This window comes from Alcanivorax sp. DG881 (genome assembly GCF_000155615.1).
In the GTDB taxonomy this organism is placed as follows: domain Bacteria; phylum Pseudomonadota; class Gammaproteobacteria; order Pseudomonadales; family Alcanivoracaceae; genus Alcanivorax.
On record NZ_DS989915.1, the window covers coordinates 1,128,558 to 1,149,165 of the forward strand.

17 protein-coding genes are annotated in these 20,608 nt (G+C 55.1%); 2 read left to right on the forward strand and 15 right to left on the reverse strand.

The features are described 5' to 3' along the window. Positions 1–110: 110 nt before the first annotated feature. From ADG881_RS05010 to ADG881_RS05060, 11 genes are all read right to left on the reverse strand, one after another. Positions 111–1,217 (reverse strand): OmpA family protein, encoded by a 1,107-nt coding sequence (locus ADG881_RS05010; protein ID WP_007151236.1) that lies wholly within the window; start codon positions 1,215–1,217, stop codon positions 111–113. 204 nt (positions 1,218–1,421) lie between these two features. Further along, complete coding sequence (locus ADG881_RS05015; RefSeq protein ID WP_007150870.1) at positions 1,422–1,745, reverse strand: YdbL family protein; 324 nt, start codon at positions 1,743–1,745, stop codon at positions 1,422–1,424. A 9-nt stretch (positions 1,746–1,754) separates the two neighbouring features. Further along, complete coding sequence (locus ADG881_RS05020; protein WP_007150851.1) at positions 1,755–1,949, reverse strand: YnbE family lipoprotein; 195 nt, start codon at positions 1,947–1,949, stop codon at positions 1,755–1,757. After that, positions 1,946–4,591, reverse strand: a complete 2,646-nt coding sequence (locus ADG881_RS05025) for a YdbH domain-containing protein (protein WP_007149737.1) — start codon at positions 4,589–4,591, stop codon at positions 1,946–1,948. Before ADG881_RS05025 ends, ADG881_RS05020 begins: the two co-directional genes overlap by 4 nt. Before the next feature lie 92 nt (positions 4,592–4,683). Continuing rightward, the gene (locus tag ADG881_RS05030; protein WP_007148386.1) at positions 4,684–5,244 is read right to left on the reverse strand and encodes an FMN-binding protein; all 561 of its coding nucleotides are present in this window, start codon (positions 5,242–5,244) and stop codon (positions 4,684–4,686) included. Next, on the reverse strand, positions 5,241–6,905 hold the full coding sequence (locus ADG881_RS05035) for a lipoprotein insertase outer membrane protein LolB (protein WP_007148523.1): 1,665 nt from the start codon (positions 6,903–6,905) through the stop codon (positions 5,241–5,243). The genes ADG881_RS05030 and ADG881_RS05035 overlap by 4 nt, the downstream gene beginning before the upstream one ends. A 32-nt stretch (positions 6,906–6,937) precedes the next feature. After that, the gene (locus ADG881_RS05040) at positions 6,938–8,608 is read right to left on the reverse strand and encodes a class I adenylate-forming enzyme family protein (protein ID WP_039926246.1); all 1,671 of its coding nucleotides are present in this window, start codon (positions 8,606–8,608) and stop codon (positions 6,938–6,940) included. An 11-nt stretch (positions 8,609–8,619) separates the two neighbouring features. Further along, complete coding sequence (locus ADG881_RS05045; protein WP_039926249.1) at positions 8,620–9,510, reverse strand: oxygenase MpaB family protein; 891 nt, start codon at positions 9,508–9,510, stop codon at positions 8,620–8,622. A 166-nt stretch (positions 9,511–9,676) separates the two neighbouring features. Then, positions 9,677–10,303 carry a TetR/AcrR family transcriptional regulator gene (locus ADG881_RS05050; RefSeq protein WP_007149012.1) on the reverse strand — a complete coding sequence of 209 codons (627 nt, stop codon included), beginning with the start codon at positions 10,301–10,303 and terminating at the stop codon, positions 9,677–9,679. A gap of 137 nt (positions 10,304–10,440) precedes the next feature. Next, positions 10,441–11,565, reverse strand: coding sequence for an acyl-CoA dehydrogenase family protein (locus ADG881_RS05055; protein ID WP_007151350.1), 1,125 nt, complete (start codon positions 11,563–11,565; stop codon positions 10,441–10,443). A gap of 27 nt (positions 11,566–11,592) precedes the next feature. Next, the gene (locus tag ADG881_RS05060) at positions 11,593–12,795 is read right to left on the reverse strand and encodes an acyl-CoA dehydrogenase family protein (RefSeq protein WP_007149736.1); all 1,203 of its coding nucleotides are present in this window, start codon (positions 12,793–12,795) and stop codon (positions 11,593–11,595) included. A 205-nt stretch (positions 12,796–13,000) separates the two neighbouring features. Between ADG881_RS05060 and ylqF the strand changes: the two genes are divergently transcribed. Both ylqF and ADG881_RS05070 read left to right on the forward strand, forming a co-directional pair. Further along, positions 13,001–13,939, forward strand: coding sequence for a ribosome biogenesis GTPase YlqF (gene ylqF, locus ADG881_RS05065; protein ID WP_007149531.1), 939 nt, complete (start codon positions 13,001–13,003; stop codon positions 13,937–13,939). A 326-nt stretch (positions 13,940–14,265) separates the two neighbouring features. Continuing rightward, positions 14,266–15,606, forward strand: a complete 1,341-nt coding sequence (locus tag ADG881_RS05070; RefSeq protein WP_007150272.1) for a site-specific integrase — start codon at positions 14,266–14,268, stop codon at positions 15,604–15,606. Between the two features lie 205 nt (positions 15,607–15,811). Here the strand turns inward: ADG881_RS05070 and ADG881_RS05075 are convergent, their stop codons facing one another. Genes ADG881_RS05075 through ADG881_RS05090 form a run of 4 tightly spaced genes read right to left on the reverse strand, consistent with a single transcriptional unit; the run spans position 15,812 to position 20,598 of the window. Next, positions 15,812–16,162: a DUF3147 family protein gene (locus ADG881_RS05075; protein ID WP_035246388.1), complete on the reverse strand. Its 351-nt coding sequence runs from the start codon at positions 16,160–16,162 to the stop codon at positions 15,812–15,814. A 30-nt stretch (positions 16,163–16,192) separates the two neighbouring features. Next, positions 16,193–16,540, reverse strand: coding sequence for a DUF6488 family protein (locus ADG881_RS05080; protein ID WP_035246386.1), 348 nt, complete (start codon positions 16,538–16,540; stop codon positions 16,193–16,195). Positions 16,541–16,572: 32 nt separating this feature from the next. Beyond that, the gene (locus tag ADG881_RS05085; RefSeq protein ID WP_007148867.1) at positions 16,573–17,466 is read right to left on the reverse strand and encodes a HupE/UreJ family protein; all 894 of its coding nucleotides are present in this window, start codon (positions 17,464–17,466) and stop codon (positions 16,573–16,575) included. 3 nt (positions 17,467–17,469) lie between these two features. Then, positions 17,470–20,598 carry an efflux RND transporter permease subunit gene (locus tag ADG881_RS05090; RefSeq protein WP_007149917.1) on the reverse strand — a complete coding sequence of 1,043 codons (3,129 nt, stop codon included), beginning with the start codon at positions 20,596–20,598 and terminating at the stop codon, positions 17,470–17,472. Between the last annotated feature and the right edge of the window lie 10 nt (positions 20,599–20,608).

Below are 20,608 nucleotides of genomic sequence, written 5' to 3' on the forward strand. Positions count from 1 at the left end.
TCGCACGGTTTGAGTGGCCCGCTCAATAAATACCGCGGAAATAACATGGGCTGCTGGCATAAAAAAACGGGATGCCGAAGCATCCCGTTTTTTGTTTCTACATCACGCGTTTATTTGAACTGCGCTTCTTTCTCTTCAGTTTCCACGATGATGTCCGCGCGGCGGTTCTTCGCACGACCGTCAGCAGTGCTGTTGTCGGCCACCGGTTTGCTCTCACCGAAACCTTCCGTGGTGATCTTGTCAGCCCCGACGGAGAAGTCCTTCATGAGGCGGTCTTTCACTGACTGGGCACGACGCTCGGACAGGCCCTGGTTGTAATCGGCCGGACCAGTGCTGTCAGCATGGCCTTCCACACGGATGCGCCCTTGCTCGCCCGCATTCAGACGATCTGCCACACCTTTGATTTCATCGCTGAACTGACCCTGAATGGTGTCGCGGTCAAAGCCGAAGTAGATCACCGAGGTTTCACGATTCTGCATGGACTCGTAGACCTGACAGCCGTCCGCATCCACCACCGCACCGGAAGCGGTGTTCGGGCAGCGGTCCTTGTCGTCATTGACACCATCGCCATCACTGTCGCCAGTCACCACTTCCGCGGGGGTTGCAGCAACCACTTCATCGTCACTGCTGCCACCGTCGTCATCGCTGATGCCAAACGCCAGATTAATACCGGCATAAACCTGGCCTTCCCAGTATTCACGGTCCTGGCTGTATGCCTGACGGGTACCCAGATCCAGAATCACGTGTTTGAAGAACGCGCGCTGCACACCCAGTTCCACACCGGTCATCAGCTCGTCGTTATCGTCACTGTTGGGGTTATTCAGGCTTTCAATCAGCTGCTCGCCCACATTGATACCAGCATAGGGTTCGAAACCCAGCAGGCCATGGTCATCAAAGTGGTAACGGCCACTGACGTAATAATTTTTCATGTCCAGACGACGACCGGAGTTGTATTTACTCTCCGCGTCACCGTCTACTTCTTCGTACCAACCCTGCACGGACCAGTTTGGAGCGAAACGCCAACCCAGCTGAGCGCCATAAAACGGCACATCGTCCAGGCCATCACCACCATTACCGATGACGTCATTGTCATAAAAAGTATAGTAGCTGGCATGCCCACCGATGTACCCGTATTTGTCAGGCACATTTTCCCCAGCGAATGCAAAGGGGCTGATCAGCAGAGGCACCGCAGCGGTCATACGCAAAAAGGTTTTCATGGCAGATTCCTTTCCAGTTGTTCCCGAATTTCTTAGGGAATTTAAACACTGGAAAGGAAAACAAGCAGCCACAAAGAGGCGCCAGGCCCCTGAATTTACCGAAATTTAACCCCTCTACTATCAACGGTTTACACTAAACTAGTACGAAAACATTACCTGGAACTTTCATCCCAATGCTTTGGTAGAAAAACTTTTTTTATACAATTATTTTTCAACCCACTGACCACCCGGCGTCTTCACGTACTGCCCGGCTTCGGTTTTATCAATCGCTTTTTGGCCCGCCAGCCTGGCCACCTGCTCCAGCGTGATGCCGTTTTGTTTGGCAATGCGTTCGTAAGCGGCCCGACGTTTCTGATTAATATCCGCCGCCAGCTCCACCGCCGCCGGTGTCGCTTTCACAACGCCCAGGTAACCATCCGTCTGCTCACCGACCAGACCCTGGCTTTTCGCTGCGTCCAGATCCAGCGCAAACGCGGCCATACTCAGCAGCAAGGCCACCATGGCCAATGCAGATTTCAACATTTTCATACCCACTCCTTAAAACAGGTCGCTGTCTTCACTGAACAACTGATCGATATCCTTTTCCACTTTCAAACGGATTTCATGATCAATTTTCACATTCAGGTTAATAGTGATGGGATCTTCCGGTGCTTTCAGGGCCACCGTGGGCGTACAAGCCGCCAACAGCCAGCCGGCCAGCAACACCGTGCCCAGCCCGAGTTTTTTCATCATCGATTCTCCGTGCGCAGTTGTTCAGTGATTTCATCGCCAATGCGCAAGCTGCGCATCAACGCCAACACGTTTTCCCGGTGTGTGTAGTTAAACACTACCGGCAGACTTTTTCTTTGCGGGTTTATCCCTTTAATGGTGATCGCCGCATCCAGCCAACCCACTTTATCCATGGCCATACGCGCCTGGAAGTCGCTGATCAACAGGGTGCTAAGGCTGTCCAGCGCCAACTTCACCGCCTGATTGGAGTCGGCCATGGCTTGCACGCTGGACGAAGCAGGAATGATCAACGACAGAGGCTCTTCGTTGGCTAATCGCCCCTGTTCGATGACCAGAAAATCCGCTCCCAACTGCAAGGGGACATAGCCGCCGATTCGCCCGGACAGGGACACCGGTGGCGGGTTTTGCAATGCGGCCACTTCGGCGAGATCAATACGGCTGATCACCACCGGTTGCGGGCGGGCGGAGGGCCAGTCCAGTGCCGGGGATCGCAAATAACCGCCCAACAGATCGGCCCGGATATCAGTAAATTGCCATTGAGACAGGTCGCTATCCACGGTGAGAGCCAGATCAGTGATCGGCGTGCCGATATCCAGGGTGTCCACCGTCACGGGGCCGGCGCTGCTAAGCTGCACTTGGCCGTTATCGTATTCACCATGAAGCACCCCGGCAGCGCCACGGACCGTCACGCTGCCCCAGTCCAGATCCGCACCGGTGAGCGTGATATCCCCGGAAGCTTTCAGCGTCTGCCGCCATTGCCAGCGGCCGCTGCCTTCCAGCTGACCTTGCCGTGGAGTAGCGGCCAGGCCCACCCCCATGGCTGGCACCAGCGCGCTGCGCATGGTCAAGGTGCCGCTCGCACCACCATTATTCTCAAGCGCACCCTTGGCCCGCAATTCGCTTTGCCACTCACTCACGGTTAACCGGCTCTGCACCCGCTTGCCTTTCATCGTCGCCGTTCCTGATATCGGCGGCAGGCGCCAGCGGGCGGCCAGTAAGCCACCGCCATGAATGGCCACGGTGCCGGTGATGCCCTGTCCATTGATCTGCAACGGCCCCGTTGCACGCAGCGATACCGGCCGGATCAAGGCCTGCCCGATAAGCCCTTCGGAAATTGACGCCTGACTCCCTGCCGCCACGCTGACCGTGCCATCCGCCAACGACCAGGGGGCCTTTACCGTCACCTGCCCGCCACGCTCAAACTGCGGCAAGGTGGTACTGGCCTGGAGCGTACCGGCCCAGCCGGCCCCGGACTGGGCAAAAGCCAGGGTGCCGTCCAGCGGGTAACCGGACATGTTGCCGCTCACCTTGGCCTCGGCACCATACGGGGCCTGCTGCAAGGTATTTACCGGCATCAGAAAGCTCAGACGATCGCTCCCTTGCCGCGCCGTGAGCTTGACGGGCTCACCCTCCAGCCCATTACTGCCGACAGCGCCCTGCCACTCTCCTTGCCATTGGTAGCCCTGCCACTGGCCCTGCAGCGACAGATCGCCCGCCCACTGCCAATCGAGCTGACTCGCGTCTTCAGCCCCTGCCCGTTGCCACTGAATCTGGCTGGAACCGGTTTTCACGTTCAAGCCGTCGTAACCCAACCGCAACGGCAGATCGGCCCGGCCGGAACGGGCCATGGGTATCTGCAGTGGCTCCTGCCACTGCGCGGTAAGATTTTGCGGCAAGGTCAGCGACGCCGGCTCAAGCACCAGCACGCGATCCTGCCAATGAAAGTCCAGCTGACCGCCCAGGCTGTCGCCCTGCAACAGCAACATCCCCCGGCCCTGTTCAAGCCCCGCCGGGTTGGTTGCGTCGGGATCATTATGAGCCTGCAATGTCACCGTGCCCGGCGGGCCTGCCAGTTGCAGCTTGCCCCTGGCGTTCGTCAACGCGAGGCCGTTGCCCGCCACCTCAAGGGGCTCTGCGGCGGTCAGTTGCCAGTCATTGTTCAGCGCCAATGGCTGGGCCAGATCCGCCTGCAGCTGCCAGTCGACTCCCTGAAAATGGGCTTGCGCGATCAGGTCCGCCCGTTGCGATTGCGTGACCGGTCCGGCCGAGCGCATCTCCAGCTGTATCTCCCCGTCTGGCTCTCCTTGCCAACGCCCTTCGCCATGCAGTTGCCAGTGGCCCTGCCAATCCGGCAACAGCGCGCTTAGCGCCCCTTCACTGTTGATTGTCCATTGCCCCTCGGCGCGTTGGTATTGCGCCTGTAGCGCCACCTGCGGTGCAGACGCTTGCAGCTGCCAGCGCTGCTCCTGTTGATTAAGCTGCATCGCCATGACGGGAAGGGGGGTATCAATCAATGCAGACAGGTCCAGCTCGGCAACCTGCAGATCAAAGGGCGGCGTCCAGGGAAGCCCGTCGGGGAATCTCTCACTGGAAGCCCCCGAGGCGCTCCCGGCACTGCAATCGTAGACGGCAAGCACCCGCTGCTTGATCTTGAGCGGCCAGACGTCCTCGAACGTCAGGTCCGTGCCACGGGCGGCCACACAATCGTCGCGTATCAGGCGCCACTGCCCCAGTGTCAGGCCTTGCTGCCAACCCGGTTCACTGACGCGCACGCCTGCACCATAGGCCCAGCCCACCGCCACCAGAATCAGTAGCAGCACGGTGGCCAGCAGTAACAACAAGCCATATGCCCAGCGGCGAAGCATGCGCGAGGATAATCGAACCATAAACGTTAGAGGGTCGGCAGCGTCAATGGTTCGATAGTGAGACGTCAGGGCGGGTTTGGAAAGGCCGGGGTTCAGTCTGTGGCCGGTTCTGCCTGTGAGGCTATGACGTGTTGATGGAGCAGCAGAGCCATGGCCGCCACGCGGCTGACGGCATCCACCGACAGGGTGGCGCCGGTAATACCATCCACCTCACGGGACAGGCTCAGGTCATCCTGCAGGGTGATCCCGACAAATTGCTGACGAAAAAACGCCTGGTGCACTTCCCCGCCCCGGGGTTCGCGGTATACCAACACGTTCAGGTGAGTAATGCCGGCCGGCCCCACGGCCACGGCCAGGGTCATCGGCATGTCCTTGCTTTTCTCGTCGATGATCCAGGTCGTCACGTTCCCCTGCTGCCAGTAACGCAAACGCAGGCCGCGATACCGATGCCCCAGTGCCGTCTCTACCTGGTCACGCAGGTCGCCACGTAACGGCAACAGAGACATCCCCGGCAATGGCTCGCCATAGACTTGGGACAAAAACGCATCCACCGTCATAAACTCGGTTTCATCATAGCCGCTGATCGCCAATGCCTGCGCACTCATGACAAGCCACAGCGCCGTCATCACCAGATTGATGCCGCGCCTCTTCAATTGACCAGCCGCTCCTTATCGAAGAAGGCTTCAATCAACCACTGGTTATAACCGCCCAGCCGCTCACCTTCCAGACGCGCCTGTGCCTCATGATAAATCGGGTGATGCTCCATGCTCTTCGGCATCAACACCTGGGCGGTCCAGGTGGCGCCACGAATCCAGCCATAGTTGAATTTCTGCCACCAGCCATACTTCATGTCGTACTGATCCCGAATACGCGGTGGCAATTCAGCAGCGGTGATGATTTTCTGCCCCCAGAGTGGCGCGATCATCCAGATGGATTTGGCGTCAAACAGGTCTTCCTTCAATTGCATGGCATTGGGAGTCACCGTCAGCTGCGGGCTTTCCCACATGGCGCGGTTATAGTCCATAAACGCGTCCCAGTCTTTAGGCAAGGCGCTTTCCGGAATCCCGAACAACATGGCAAACAATTTGGTTTCTTCGTAGAACTGGTTCTTCTCTTCCGGAGTCAGATCATCTTCCAGCTTTTCGTACATGTGGACGATGGTTTCCCACAGTGTTGCATGCACCCAGATCATGGCGTTGATTTCGTTGGCCCGGTATTCGGAACCCCGGTGGAAAGCACCGGCCTCTTCAGTCATTTCACCGTCAATTTCCTCATGGATATCCCGCACCTGGTTCGCCGAGGCCATCGCCTGGGGCATACTGCCAAACACCATGCTGGAGATATGATAGAAAGTACGACGGGCCCGCCCCATGGGGTCATTGCGCACTTCCGAGTGCTGATCAATACCTGCGGTTACCCAGGGGTGTGCTACCTGCAACAACAGTGCACGACCGGCACCAAAGGCGGGTGGCGCGCTCAAACCATCCAGTTTCCACATCATGGAATCCGGGCCAAAAAGCCCCTCGCGGGGATTGGGCATTTTGTTGTTATGGACCTTGGCCAGCTGTTTACAGAAGTTGGCTTCATCAATCCACAGCGGCAACGGCGCGCTGCCATCTTCGGGCACCAACCGCTTCACCGCATCATCGCTGGCATAGTCATAAGCACCGTCAGGGTTGTCCGTTTTCTGATCATCGGCTATGCCCTGATCACAGGGGCTGGTGAGAAACCCGGTTTCCGCTCGCACCAGTTCCAGATCCAGAGACGCGCCCTCAGATTTCATTTCCATATCTGCAGGCAAGCGATAGCCCCCCTGCACGGACATGTAATCCTGGTAAGCAATCTTCCACCCGTTTTCTTCGATGGACTCCGGCAGGTATAGATTCTCCTGATAGATCACCGCATTGGCGGTGGCAGGCAGCCCCCGCACCCAATAGGACAGATCTCCCGCCTGGAGCTGGGCATGCAGGTGCTCAGCCACTTTCTTGGCGCTCGCCCCACCGATCACATCCAGCGTTTCCTCTTGCGGCGCATAGACATTGCCGCTGATCACCGCCTTGGGGGCACCCACTGGATCATCCATCAACACGGCCAGCTGGTAATTTTCTCCCAGCTGCTTGAAGTAAAAATAGCTTTTGCTTTTTATGCCATCCGCACGCAGCACAAACTGACCTTCCACCATCCACTCATTCAGTGTTTCCGGAGAGGTAGGCACATAGCTCGACTCTTGTAGGGAAGAGCAGCCCTGCAGGCCAAGCAGCAGGACCAACAGCATTTTTTTACCCTGTTGAGGCAGCAAGGAGATCATCATCATTCACCTGATTGTTGTTGGTATTCGGGCTGCTTTTATGCGGTTTTTCGCAAGGCTTTCTTGTCGATCTTGCCCACGGAGGTAAGAGGGATGGCATCAATGAAGAAAACCTCTCTGGGTACCTTGTAAGGCGACATATTGGCTTTGCAGAACGTGGACAACTCTGCTTTAAGGTCTGACTCGGACGCCTGATTGTCCGGCATGCGCTGAATATACAGCTGCACCACATCGTTACCCGGCCGGTCATGATCCGGGCGGCCGACAACTGCGCACATGGCGACCCATGGCAGGCTCTGCACCTTGCTTTCCACTTCCACGGAAAACACCTTGTAGCCGCCGACAATCAGCATGTCCTTGCTGCGGTCACAGACGCGAATAAAACCGTCTTCATCCATGACGCCAATGTCACCGGTGTGCATCCACGTCTGACCATCCATCACCCGCAGTGCCTTTTCAGAGGCTTCCGGCATGGCCAGATAGCCCTGCATGATCTGTGGACCCGCTGCGATGATTTCTCCGGCTTCGCCCAGGGGCATCGGGATATTGCCGTCTTCAGCATCCACGATGCGCACATCCGTGCCCGGCAGCGGAATCCCCACGTGGGCTTCCTTGAAGTGTGATGCCGGATTCAGCGTGATCACCGGGCTGGTCTCCGTCATGCCGTACACTTCGCAAAACTTGCCGGCACCGACCACGCTTTCCAGTTTCTGTACTTCTTCCTTGGCAAACGGTGCGGCACCGGAAATGGCCATGCGCAAGCCGCTGAAATCCAGTGATTTGAAGGTGTCGTTAGCGCACAGCATTTGGTACAACGCCGGCACCGCCGCCAGCACCGTCGGTGTCCGCTTCTGCATTTCGCCAACAAAATGATCAATGTCCCGGGGATCCGGGATCAGCAGGAACGTGGACGCTGTACGCAGGGCATTGAACAACACGGCCGCCCCGCCGATATGAAACAGCGGGAACGCCGAGGCGACGGTTTCTTCACCGGTGCGGTAGCCATAGAACACGTTGGCTTGCAGGTTATTCATGAACAGGTTGAACGAACTGAGCCGGGCCCCTTTCGGCATACCAGTGGTGCCACCGGTGTACTGCAGATACAGCACGTCATCCATCGCTACCTTCGTGTTGACCGGATCCGCACTGGACGGCAGGTGATCATGCAACGACATGACATTCACACCGTCCCGGGATTCCTCCACGCTTTCTCCCTGGCCAGTAACCAGATCCATGGGCCCGGACACGATTACCGTGCTCAGGCTCTCCACCTTGCCCAATACCGGTGGAATGGAGGTCTGCCAGAACGACATCAGTGTCATCAGGATTTTCACTCTGGCATCGCTGGCCTGGTGAATAATTTCCGGCGGAGTCATTAAAGGCGAGATGCTGGTACTGACCATGCCCAGACGCGCCGCCGCAATAAAGGCCACCACATATTGCGGGGTATTTGGCATCTGCAGGCCCAGAACGTCGCCCGCTTTGGCGCCCTGTGCCACAAACAACGCCACCATGCGATCAGCCATCTCATCCAGTTGCCGGTAGCTCATGGCATGCCCCAGAAACACCAGCGCTTCGCGATTCGGAAACTGCTCCGCATACCCTCGCACATAGTCCGACAGGGTTTTCTCGGGCAGCTCTGGCAGGGTGTGCCAGTCATGGCCCATCGATTCATAGGTAGACAACCAGGGGCGAGTATCCGACTTCATAAAAAGCACCTTCAGTTATTGCTGTTATAGGCTTCAGGGTGGCGCTGCGCATCCGTGTAGGCTTTGCGGGCCAGTGGAATCAATCGCCACTTTTTCGGTGTCAGGGCATGCATGGTGCGATAAGTGCCACACCACAGACGGAAAAGGCGCTCGTCATTAGTCATCCAGGGAATATGGAAGGTTTCGCGGAACGCATCGGGCAGCGTTGCGCGCAAATTGAATCGCATAAAGCGCCCCATCACGGCGAGGATCATGCGCCAGGCGGTATCGGGTATCTTGCTGTTTGGGGGCTTGGGGATTTCCAGATAATGCTCGGGGCGCATGAGATCCTGCACCACCGCTCCCCACTCAAGCTTGTCGCGGATCATGCCGTGGAAGTAATCCCAGTATTCGCTCTCCGTGGCGGGCAGGTCCTTGTCACGGATGCCCATCAGTTTTCCCAGTTGCCGCCATTCGGCAAACATCGCATGGCGCTGCCGGGTGGTGGGCGACGTGCCGTAAAGCTCATGCATGCGAAGGGTGGCGTCGTAACCGGTGATGTGCACCCAGCTGTAGGCCTCCGGGTCCAGCGCAAAGTACTTTTTGCCGTGCTTGTCGACGCCCTTGATGGAGCGATGCAGGTCGTACAGTTTCACACCCATCTCGATCGCACGCTGGGGGCTCGCATACACGATGGGCCACAACAATTCCGTGGACCGTTTGGCGCGGCCCCAGGGGTCCGTTTTATAGACGGAGTGTTCCCCCACACCCGCATCAATAATCGGGTGCGCCACCTGCAACACAAAAGCCTGTGGCAGCATCAAATGAAAACGCCAGGAACCGAAATCCTGCCAGGTCAGGGAATCAGGCCCTAAAGGTTGAAGGTCCAGGCGTCGTTCTGTTTGTTCGGCGGTCTGTGTCATGAAACATTCGATCACTGGCTGTGAGACAAATTAAAAAATACGTCTCACTCAGACCGAAAAGCAACCCATGCATACAGCTTTCCGCATTATGTTTAGAACAAAAGGATCAATTACCCGTTACTTTGAGTCAGGAAGAATTGGGTTAGTAAGAGGGTCAGGAAAGCTATCAAGGAGCCAGAAGCGGGCGCAGGTAGTCTTCTGCTACCTGACGAACGCTGGCCGCATCGGCCGGGTTCAATATGCCATCAGGGGACAGCACCATGGATTGCATAAGCCGTAGCATCAGCTCAGCCATGGGCTCCATGGGCTGCTGCCGTATGGCGCCGTTGTCTTGCTCCACTTGCAACAGCCCGGCCAGATAGATGCGAAAGAATCCCATCATTTGCCACAGCCGTTGCGTCAGTAACGGCAAAATGGTTTCCGGTTCCGAGGTCAGCAACCGCTTCAGCAACGGGTGCCGATGGGCTCGGGTTACCGCCAGTACAAAGGACTCTAGAACGCGTTCAAGACCATCGTCCACTTTCTCCAGGTCGCTCTCTATCATCGCCAGTTGCTGCTGGCATTCGCGCAAAATCACCACCTGAATCAACTGGTCCTTGTCCGCAAAGCGGCGATAGGCCGTCGCCCGACCAATGCCCGCCCGGGTCGCCACATCCTCCATGGTGGTACGCCGCAGGCCGAATTCCACAAACAGCGCCAACCCGGCATCGAGAATTTTCTCGTAGGTTTTGTCGCCCTGGGGAACCTGAATATTCTTGAGCAGTGCCTCCGATGCGATATGTTTGCGCGACATTCCAACTCCCTGTGATTCAAACCGGATACACGAGCACCCCAAGCGAACGCCCTCATCAGGGGTATATACCTTATGGCTTCCCGGCCCGCAATCATCACACACGGCGGGGGCGGCCAGGCCCCCGCCCCGGCATCGATTCAGGCAGGCTTTACCATCCCCCTTAAATGCACATCGGCGTTACCAAACAGCCCATCCGCTGCGGTCAGACGCTTCACGAAATGGCCCACACCCAGTTCATCGGTCATGCCCATACCGCCATGGATCTGGATCGCTTCCTGACCAATCTTGCGCCCGGCGCGGCCCAACTGGGCCTTCATGGCATGCACGGCCTTATCCGCATCAGCGTGACCTTCCACGTATTTCAGTGTCGACGCCAGCAACAGGGAGCGGGTCTGCTCCATGGCGATGAACATATCCGTCATACGGAACTGCAATACCTGAAACTTACTGATCGGCACGCCGAACTGTTTGCGGGTCTTGGTGTATTCCACCGTATCATCAAGTAATACCGACATGCTGCCCACGCTCTCCGCCGACAAGGCCAGCAAGCCTTCCTGCAGAACCGCCTTGGCCACGTGGTAGCCCTTGTTCAATTCACCAATGCATGCGTCTTGAGACACGCTCACGTCAGCGAAGCGGATTTCCGCACCCTGACGACCATCCACCATGCGATGCGGCGCACGCTCAATCCCTTCGGCATTGGCATCCACCAGGAACAGGGACAAGCCCTCCTTGTCACCCGGCTGCCCCGCGGTGCGGACCAGTACCACCAACAAATCGGCCTGATCACCATTCATGACCGATGCCTTGGTGCCATTCAGCACTACATCATTGCCTTTCACTGCGCCCTGAAGGGTCGTGTTTTCCAGGCTAAAAACCCGTTCGTATTCTTCAGCGGCAAACGCCAACTGCAAACGGCCTTCGATCAAGGCGGGAATGGTTTTCGCTTGCGTCGCAGCATCCGCCCGGCGCAGAAACCCGCCGCCCAACACCACGGTTGCGATATACGGCGACATAATCAAACCTTCGCCCAAGGCTTCTAACAGCACCATGGTTTCCAACGGCCCCATGCCCATGCCGCCGTGTTCTTCCTCAAACGGCACCGCCAGCCAGCCCAGCTCTGCAAGCTGCTGCCAGGTGGCTTCATTCAGGGGCATCAGTTTTTTATTCTGCCGATGGCTTTCCACATTACTGTTGTCACGGACAAAACGTTTGGCACTGTCCGCCAACATCTGCTGCTCTTCACTCAATTGAAAATTCATGACGATCTCTCCTTTATTGGCGGACGTTTACAAACCCAGCACAGCTTTGGCGATAATGCCACGCTGGACTTCGTTGGAGCCGCCGTAAATGGAGCAGGCCCGAGAATTGAGATAATGAGGCATCGCCGTGAGCGCATATTCCGGCCCGATAATCGGCTGCTCGTCACCGGGCACCAGCGCCTGGGGCTGCCAGATCGTCGCCTGAGCCCCCAGAGTTTCAATTCGCAGCTCCGTGATGGCCTGCAGCAATTCCGTGCCCAGGATCTTGGTCATGGATGACAGTGCGCCAGGGTCCTTGCCGGCTGACAGTGCCGACTTGATACGCATTTCCGTAAATTCCAGAGCCAGCACATCCGCTTCCAGCTGAGCCAGCTTGTACTGCCACACCGGGTCATCCTGCAACGAACCGAATACTGTCTGTTGTCTGGAGGCCATCATCTTGATCTTCTCCAGCTGCACATGAAGGCTGGGAGCATACTCCTGACCTCCACGCTCGAACGTCAGCAGATATTTGGCCACAGTCCAGCCATCGTTTTCTTCACCGACCCGGTTCTTCTGCGGGACGCGGACATTGTCGAAGAATACCTGGCACTGCTCCGGGACTTCATCCAGCCCCACGATGGGCTCAATGGAAATGCCCGGCAGATCCATATCCAGCAACAGAAACGTGATGCCCTGTTGCGGTTTGCCGTCTTTGCGGGTGCGCACCAACGCGAACATCTTGTTGGCATGGTGCGCGTAGGTGGTCCAGATCTTGGTGCCATTGATGATGTAGTCATCACCGTCTTTCTCGGCAAAGGTTTTCAGTGATGCCAGATCGGAACCGGCTCCGGGCTCGGAGTACCCCTGACACCAGAAATGTTCGCCACTGAGGATCTTTGGCAGGTATTCCTTCTGCTGCTCTTCGGTGCCGCAGCCAATCAGGCAGGGCCCGCACATGTGCAGCCCCATGGGTACCAGCGGGGGCGTTTCCGCACGCACCAGCTCTTCGGCGAAAATGGCCCGCTGGGTCACACTCCAGCCAGTGCCTCCAAACTCTTTTGGCCAATGCGGTGCCGCCCAGCCCTTGTCATTCAGGATCGTCTGCCAGGCCATGGCCTCTTTCGCCGGTGAAAACACCGATGTCACCATCTTGCCTGCCTCGCGAATTTCATCGGTGAGGTTTTCCTCCAGAAACGTTCTCACCTCATCCCGAAATGATGCTTCCTGTTCCGGCACCTGCAGATCCATGACGCACTCCACTGTTTATAGACTCAATCAGGTCAGTGTACGGGAGGCCATATGAGACACTAATGACGATTCGTGTCACCGGGCTGGCCAAAACCGTCAAAAGCCCGGGAAATCTGTTTCCAATATGCCCCCAGCCAACCCTCAACATTCTCCCGCCCACCTGGTTTATACTCCCTCCACATTCAATGAACACGATACGGCGCCCATGAGCATCAACTGGTTCCCCGGCCACATGAACAAGGCCATCCGCGAAATCCGCGACATTCTTCCCAAGGTGGACCTGATCATCGAAGTGGTAGACGCCCGCCTGCCCTATAGCAGCGCCAACCCGGTAATCGAGCAATTCCGGGCCGACAAGCCCTGTCTCAAACTGCTTAGCAAAAGCGACCTGGCCGACCCCGCCGTCACCGAACAATGGCTCGCCCATCTGGAACAGGATCCAAGCGTACGCGCCCTGGCCATCACCACCGAAAAGCCGGAACAAATCCGCAAGCTGGTGGATACCGCCCTGAAAATGGCCGGCAAACGCACGGATCGCGCCACCAGCGTCACAGCCCTGATCACCGGCATTCCCAACGTGGGCAAATCCACCCTGATCAACAATCTGGCCAGCCGCATCATCGCCAAAGCGGGGAATGAACCGGCAGTGACCCAACGCCAACAACGTATCGACCTGCGCAACGGCCTGGTGCTCATCGACACCCCAGGCATCCTCTGGCCGAAAATCGAAAACCCGGACAGTGGTTACCGCCTCGCCCTCTCCGGTGCCATCAAGGCCACCGCCATGCAGGAAGACGACGTGGCCCTGTTCGCCGCCGAATACTTTATGCAGGCCTACCCGGAGTTAATGAAGGAGCGCTTCAAACTGGAGGCTCTCCCGGATGAAGGCGTACCTTTCCTGGAAACCATCGGCAAGCAACGCGGTTGTATCGGCAAAGGCGGCCACGTGGACTTCGACCGCACCGCCGCCCTGCTGATAAACGAATACCGCAGCGCCAAACTCGGCCCCATCACCCTTGAGAGCCCGGCCATGGCGGAGAAAGAGCATGTAAAGGTGGCGGAGATTCGGCGTAAAAAAGAAGAAGAAAAAGAGGCAAAGAAAAAGGCACGCAAAGCGGCGTATAAAGCGAAGGGAAAACCCTGATCGGGTGCCCCTCAAGCGACGGACGCACCGCGTACCCCTCTGGAAAAACACTCCGCCCTCAAACGCCAGGCACAAAAAAGCCCGACTGTTACCAGTCAGGCTTTTTTGTATCTCGATTGGTCGGGACGGGAGGATTCGAACCTCCTACCCCTTGCACCCCATAAAGGTTACAGCTTGTCCGTCGCCGTCCAACAGAATCTATAAACCATTAAATATCAGTAAGTTAGTTAAAAATACATCTTTGCATTGTCCAACAACGTCCACTAGAATCCACCGAAAGCGATTGAGAAACGGTGACGGAACGGTGACGAGATTTCGGAGCATACATGGGCATCATCACAGATAGACACCTCACTCCAAAAGACCCCAAAGATGCCTGGCTAACCGAAGACGGCCCACGTGGGCATGGTCGATTCATGGTCAGACTTCAGCCAAACGGGAAGCATCTCTTCTACTTCCGTTACAGTGACCAGACAGGTAAACGCCAGTTTCACCCGCTTGGAGTTTACTCACGCACTGGCACCACCGGGCTCACTCTCAAGCAAGCCCGCACCCAAGCCAGCGAGTTATCGCGGCTCTACGTCTCAGGCATCAAGAACATTGGAGAGCACCTTAACTCAGAACGGGCCGCTCGAGAGGCCGCTAGGCAAGCAGAGCTATCACGCCTTGAGCAAGAAGCGGCACAAAAAGAGGCCGAGGCCGCTGCACTGGCTTCTCGGCAAACCGTTTCCCAGCTCTTTGAGCGATGGATGGAAATTGACGTGTCACACCGGAAAGACAAGGGTACAGAAGTCCGGCGCATGTTCGAGAAGGACGTTCTCCCCCTCATTGGCCAAGTCTTTGTCGCAGACATCCGTAAAGGGCACATCACTCAGGTGACAGATGCCATGGCGGCACGGGGTGTCACCCGCATGGTGAAAGTCGTATTCAGCCTGATGCGACAGATGTTCCGCTTTGCCGTGGACCGAGACATCATTGAATTCGACCCCAGCAGCAGTATTCGGAAAGCCAAAATCGGAGGTAAGGAGACTGAACGTGACCGAGTGCTATCCGAGGACGAGATTCGACAACTGACAAACGCCCTACCCTCTGCCAACCTGCTGAAAACCTCTGAATTGGCTGTCTGGATAGCACTTTCCACCTGTTGCCGCATTGGTGAACTTCTGGCGGCACGCTGGGAGTATATTGACCTAGAGCAAAGAACTTGGCTTATTCCTGCCGAAAACAGCAAGAACGGCAAGCCTCATCAAGTACACCTGTCAGCCTTTTCTGTCAGTTTCTTCCAACAGCTGCAGGAAATGACAGGCCTGTCCCCATGGTGCTACCCGAACAGAGCGGAAACCGGCCCTCTCTGCTCAAAAACCATAACCAAGCAGCTTTCTGACCGACAGCGCCCGTCAAATAGTGGCACCATGAGCAATCGCACTAACAACGCGCAAGCTCTTTGTTTACCCGGTGGCAAGTGGACACCTCACGACCTTCGCAGAACCGGCGCAACCATGATGACCGCTCTAGGCGTACTTCCTGAAGTCGCAGAACGCTGCCTGAACCACACCGAAGAAAATAGGGTTAAAAGGACCTATCAACGCCATAGCTATACCAAGGAATGCAGCGAGGCTTGGGAGAAATTGGGCTCCCGGCTCCAGGATCTGACAGAACCAAGATGATAGCTGATGCGTTAAATGGGAGTTTTCGCTCCAAGTGACATCTAGAGCTCAACTAAGCATTCAGGCTACCTACTCTTTCTATGAAGAATATACTCACATATTTGACCCACGCCTAAATAACACGCCTATTATTGAATTCTGACAGCCAGCAATCGACATTAGTCTAAACAGGATTGGGCAATTTTCCGCAAAATAGTCGCTTTCCTCACCATAGATCAATTCCCCAGCGTTTTACCAAGAAAGCAAGCAGAGCAAAACAAAATACGGTCAAAAAAGCTGACACTAATAAAGCCAGCCAAAATCCCCAGCGCTCAAGCATTGCTGGGAATAAGGCGAACATGGGCAGCGTTGGGAGCACATACCAAAAGGTATACCAAGCATGATTGGCCAGTTTGGCAGTGGGTTGGCCCTCAAAATAAAGCCACACCAAGACCATTAGTGTAACGACAGGCAGTGACGCCAATAGCGCCCCCACCCTATCACTCTGCTTAGCTAGCTCGGAAACCAAGACTATAATTGCGGCTGATACTAGGTATTTAATGACTAGCATTGACATAATTTTTCCTCCTGATTCCCTAGCCTAATATCAATCAATTCCTTTGAACTCACCAGTGAAGTTTACGTCGTACACGTTACCCGTGTTGGACATAAGTATATAAAGCGTTCGCTCCTCATCTTCATGATTCATAGCCACAATGTAATATCCGGGGCCAGATTTACTGATACCCACGCTCTCGTCGGGGATCTCTCTCCAGCTTTCGTCCAGTTTGCCAAATCCCATACCCCGATCTTCCTCGGTGAGCTCGACAGCCACATACTTGGCTACTTCCTCCGCCTGATCGGCGGTTACCGTGGCATGCCCTCCGCCGTGAGAAAACACCGGCGAGGCAAAACTCAAGGCCATCATCGTCATCAAGATTTTCATCCATCTCATAACATTTTCCTCATAAAAACAGATCAAATTTATTAATGTACATGGGCTTCGCCGTCACCATGGGCGTGAGGATTAGAGGCACTGTTTGGCAACTCCTCCGGCTCACGACCCTCTGTTTCAACCTCACCGTTAACACTATCCTCTGCATCCAAATCAAAGCGCTTCTCGTACCCGGACAGCGGAGAATTAGCAACCCCCATGTCTTCATGAGTATGCTGGTGATCATCCTTGTTCAGCGGAAATTCATCAGGATTGCTTGAGTGTAGATATCCATGCAGCTGCATCAACAGCAACAGCAACCCCAACACCATCAGCAGCCCATTGGTCGCTTGACTGAAGCGTTTGAACGATGCCATGCGGCGCCAACCAGACAATAAAAACAACATGATGGCCAGCGCAGCAATCTGCCCCAACTCTACGCCAACATTGAAAGCCAGGATGCGAAAAACCAAACCATCTTCTGCCAGAGGTAATTGCTGCAATCGCGTCGACAGTCCAAACCCGTGAATAAGACCGAAAGCGAAAACCATCCACATTAAGTTTGGTGACTTCATCTTCAGATAAGTCTTGAAACCGCCAAGGTTATCAAACGCCTTATAGCAGATAGTCAGAGCGATAACCGCATCCACTAGGTAGTAATTCGCCTGAATACTATAGAGGGTGGCAAACACCAGAGTAATCGAGTGGCCAATGGTAAACGCGGTTATAAAACGAACAATGTCACTGAAGCGGGTCAGAAAGAACACCACGCCGAACAGAAACAGTAAATGGTCATAGCCTGTGACCATGTGCATCGCTCCAAGCTCAATGTACTCCATGAAACCGGCATTGAGCGCCCTCGCCTTATCCTCTGCTGACATGCCATGCCCCATGGCGATGCTGCTTGCCAAAATGGATAGAAGACCAATCCAGTATTTCAATTTCACAACCTAAACTCCCTTGTTGTTGATTTGCTGCGCTGCCTTCCCATTGACCAGCCGGTACAGGGCTGGCAGGACAAATAGCGTTAGCAAGGTAGAAGAAATAATGCCGCCAATAACGACAGTCGCCAGTGGTCGCTGAACCTCAGACCCGATACCCGTATTCAGCGCCATCGGCACAAAACCCAATGATGCCACCAGTGCGGTGGTTATAATTGGCCGTAATCTGGTCACCGCGCCTTCAATAATCGCGTCATCCAGCGTTACACCTTCATGCATCAACTCACGGATAAACGACACCATTACCAACCCATTGAGGATGGCAATACCCGAGAGCGCGATGAAACCCACAGCTGCAGAAATGGAAAAGGGGATATCTCTGAGAAACAGCAGTAGCACACCGCCCGTCAACGCTAGCGGCACACCAGTAAAGATCACGAGTGAATCCTTGATAGAACCCAGTGCAAAATACAGCAGCGCCACAATCATCAACAATGTCAGTGGCACAACCAGCGTCAGTCGCTGACTAGCAGATTGCAGTTTTTCATAGGTGCCGCCGTATTCCACCCAGTAACCTGCCGGCACCTGTACGGTTTCATTGATGCCTTCGCGAATTTCCTCCACAAACGAACCTAGATCTCGGCCACGCACATTAGCGGTGACGACCACCCTACGCTTGCCATTTTCACGGTTGACTTGGTTGAATCCATCAACCAAGTCAATACTAGCCAGCTCGCGCAAGGGAATCGAACCGAAACCAGGAACCTGAATAGGAAGATATCCCAAGCCTTCCATGTCGGTTCGATATTTTTCAGCCAGTCGAACGACGATATCGGCTCGACGATCACCCTCATAGAAACGCCCTGCCACTTCACCCCCTAATGCTATAGACAACTGGGATTGCAGCGTTGACTTATCTAGGCCATACGACGATAACACTGGCTCCTTAGGTGTAATCGTCAAAACAGGTAGGCCAGTTACTTGCTCCATCTGAATGTCCGCAGCCCCGTCTATTTCAGACACCACACTTTCAATCTGTTTTCCCACTGCCTCAAGCTGTTTGAAGTCATCACCGAATACTTTAATAGCCAGCTCCGCGCGAACACCGGCAAGCAGCTCGTTAAAGCGCATCTGTATCGGTTGCAGAAATTCATAACGACTACCCGGAACAGTATCGACGATGGCAGATAAATCCTCGACGACTTGCGCCTTGGATTTCCCTGGATCTGGCCACTGGTCCCTAGGCTTGAGAATAATGAAGTTGTCCGCAACACTGGGTGGAACGGCATCGGTTGCCACATCGGCTGTGCCAATTTTGGCGAAAACTCTCTCCACTTCAGGCATCTTCCGGATTTTTTCTTCCAGCGTTCTCTGCATCGAAATTGCTTGACCAAGGGAGGTTCCAGGGATGCGAAGGGCATGCATAGCAATATCCCCTTCATCCAAATTCGGCACGAACTCACTGCCAAGACGACTGGCCATAAAAATTGATCCGAGCACAACGAATACAGCCAAAGAGACAACCACCATACGCAGATCTACGGCTTTTTTTACCAGACGTTGGTAGCCATTTCGCAACCCTATCATGGCTCTATTTTCCTTCTCTTCCACTCCATTGCGAAAAAGCAAAGCTACACAGGCAGGCACAAACGTTACTGACAACAACATGGCGCTAGCCAAGGCTATGATCACTGTCAGCGCCATGGGGTGAAACATCTTCCCTTCTACACCGGACAAGGAAAATATCGGAAGATAGACGGCGGTAATGATAAAGACACCAAACAGTGCAGGCCGCATCACCTCTTTGGTTGCCGTAAAGACAATAACCAGACGCTCTTTCTGACTTGGTGACGACCCCGCTCCCTTCGCTTGGCTCAGTCGGCGCAGGCAATTCTCCACGATGATGATTGCACCATCCACCAGCAAACCAAAATCCAGCGCACCCAGGCTCATCAAATTTGCACTTACTCGCGCATGTACCATGCCAGTAATGGTCATTAACATGGCAATGGGAATCACAGCAGCAGTTAGAAGCGCTGCACGAACATTACCCAGCAAAAGGAACAGGATAACGATGACCAGCAACGCCCCTTCCAATAGGTTTTTTTGTACAGTTTCCAGGGTTTTTTCTACCAGACCGGTGCGGTCGTAGACAGCGGTGGCGGTAATACCTTCCGGTAGGCCAGCCTTGATTTCCTCAAGCTTTTCACCCACTGCGCTAGCGACCGTTCGGCTGTTTTCACCGACCAGCATAAACACCGTACTCATTACTACTTCGCGGCCATTCTGGGTTGCCGCTCCCGAACGTAACTCCAGCCCCTCTTCTACCGTAGCCACATCCTTAAGTCGTAACCGACTGCCATCCTCTGCCGTCACAAGGGTATTGGAAAGAGCCTCAAGTGAGACAACTTGACCCGGCACCCGCAGCAACCATTGAGAGCCGTTCTGCTCTACAAATCCCACACCACGATTTTGATTATTGGCCTCCACAGCCTCTACGATCTGTTGCTGACTGATACCGGCTGCAAGTAACCTACCCGGATCAAGAGCCACCAAAATTTCCCGCTTATAGCCCCCAATGGGGTTCACCTCAACAACACCGGGCACACGCAACAATTGCGGGCGAATGATCCAATCATGCACTGAACGCAGGTCCGTGGGTGTAATGGAATTGCCCTGTGCATCAACGGCACCGGGTTCCGCATCCACCGTAAACATAAAGATCTCACCCAGCCCGGTAGCGATTGGCCCCATCTCTGGTTGCAAACCCATAGGCAGATCCGAACGGGCACCTGATAACCGCTCACTTACTAGTTGTCGAGCAAAGTAGACGTCAGTGTCGTCACTGAAAATTGCTGTTACTTGAGATAAGCCATAACGGGAGACCGAGCGGGTATATTCGAGCCCAGGTAGGCCAGCCAACGTGGTTTCAATCGGATAGGTAACCCGCTGCTCAACTTCCAACGGGGTATATCCCGGCGCCTCAGTATTGATCATCACCTGGACATTTGTGATATCCGGCACCGCGTCAATCGGCAAGCGACTGAAATTCCACAATCCAAGAAAAGACAGAAGAGCGACAACCACCAGCACCAAACGGCGGCGCTGGATGGCGTGTTGAATTATGATTTCTAGCATATCTACAGGC

What these genes read in the sequence shown, in the direction of transcription:
- ADG881_RS05045 (WP_039926249.1), bottom strand. Translation starts at nt 9,510, where the DNA reads ATGACACAGACCGCCGAACAAACAGAACGACGCCTGGACCTTCAACCT.
- ylqF (WP_007149531.1), top strand. Translation starts at nt 13,001, where the DNA reads ATGAGCATCAACTGGTTCCCCGGCCACATGAACAAGGCCATCCGCGAA.
- ADG881_RS05090 (WP_007149917.1), bottom strand. Translation starts at nt 20,598, where the DNA reads ATGCTAGAAATCATAATTCAACACGCCATCCAGCGCCGCCGTTTGGTG.
- ADG881_RS05020 (WP_007150851.1), bottom strand. Translation starts at nt 1,949, where the DNA reads ATGATGAAAAAACTCGGGCTGGGCACGGTGTTGCTGGCCGGCTGGCTG.
- ADG881_RS05060 (WP_007149736.1), bottom strand. Translation starts at nt 12,795, where the DNA reads ATGGATCTGCAGGTGCCGGAACAGGAAGCATCATTTCGGGATGAGGTG.
- ADG881_RS05010 (WP_007151236.1), bottom strand. Translation starts at nt 1,217, where the DNA reads ATGAAAACCTTTTTGCGTATGACCGCTGCGGTGCCTCTGCTGATCAGC.
- ADG881_RS05025 (WP_007149737.1), bottom strand. Translation starts at nt 4,591, where the DNA reads ATGCTTCGCCGCTGGGCATATGGCTTGTTGTTACTGCTGGCCACCGTG.
- ADG881_RS05070 (WP_007150272.1), top strand. Translation starts at nt 14,266, where the DNA reads ATGGGCATCATCACAGATAGACACCTCACTCCAAAAGACCCCAAAGAT.
- ADG881_RS05055 (WP_007151350.1), bottom strand. Translation starts at nt 11,565, where the DNA reads ATGAATTTTCAATTGAGTGAAGAGCAGCAGATGTTGGCGGACAGTGCC.
- ADG881_RS05050 (WP_007149012.1), bottom strand. Translation starts at nt 10,303, where the DNA reads ATGTCGCGCAAACATATCGCATCGGAGGCACTGCTCAAGAATATTCAG.
- ADG881_RS05015 (WP_007150870.1), bottom strand. Translation starts at nt 1,745, where the DNA reads ATGAAAATGTTGAAATCTGCATTGGCCATGGTGGCCTTGCTGCTGAGT.
- ADG881_RS05035 (WP_007148523.1), bottom strand. Translation starts at nt 6,905, where the DNA reads ATGATGATGATCTCCTTGCTGCCTCAACAGGGTAAAAAAATGCTGTTG.
- ADG881_RS05080 (WP_035246386.1), bottom strand. Translation starts at nt 16,540, where the DNA reads ATGAGATGGATGAAAATCTTGATGACGATGATGGCCTTGAGTTTTGCC.
- ADG881_RS05075 (WP_035246388.1), bottom strand. Translation starts at nt 16,162, where the DNA reads ATGTCAATGCTAGTCATTAAATACCTAGTATCAGCCGCAATTATAGTC.
- ADG881_RS05040 (WP_039926246.1), bottom strand. Translation starts at nt 8,608, where the DNA reads ATGAAGTCGGATACTCGCCCCTGGTTGTCTACCTATGAATCGATGGGC.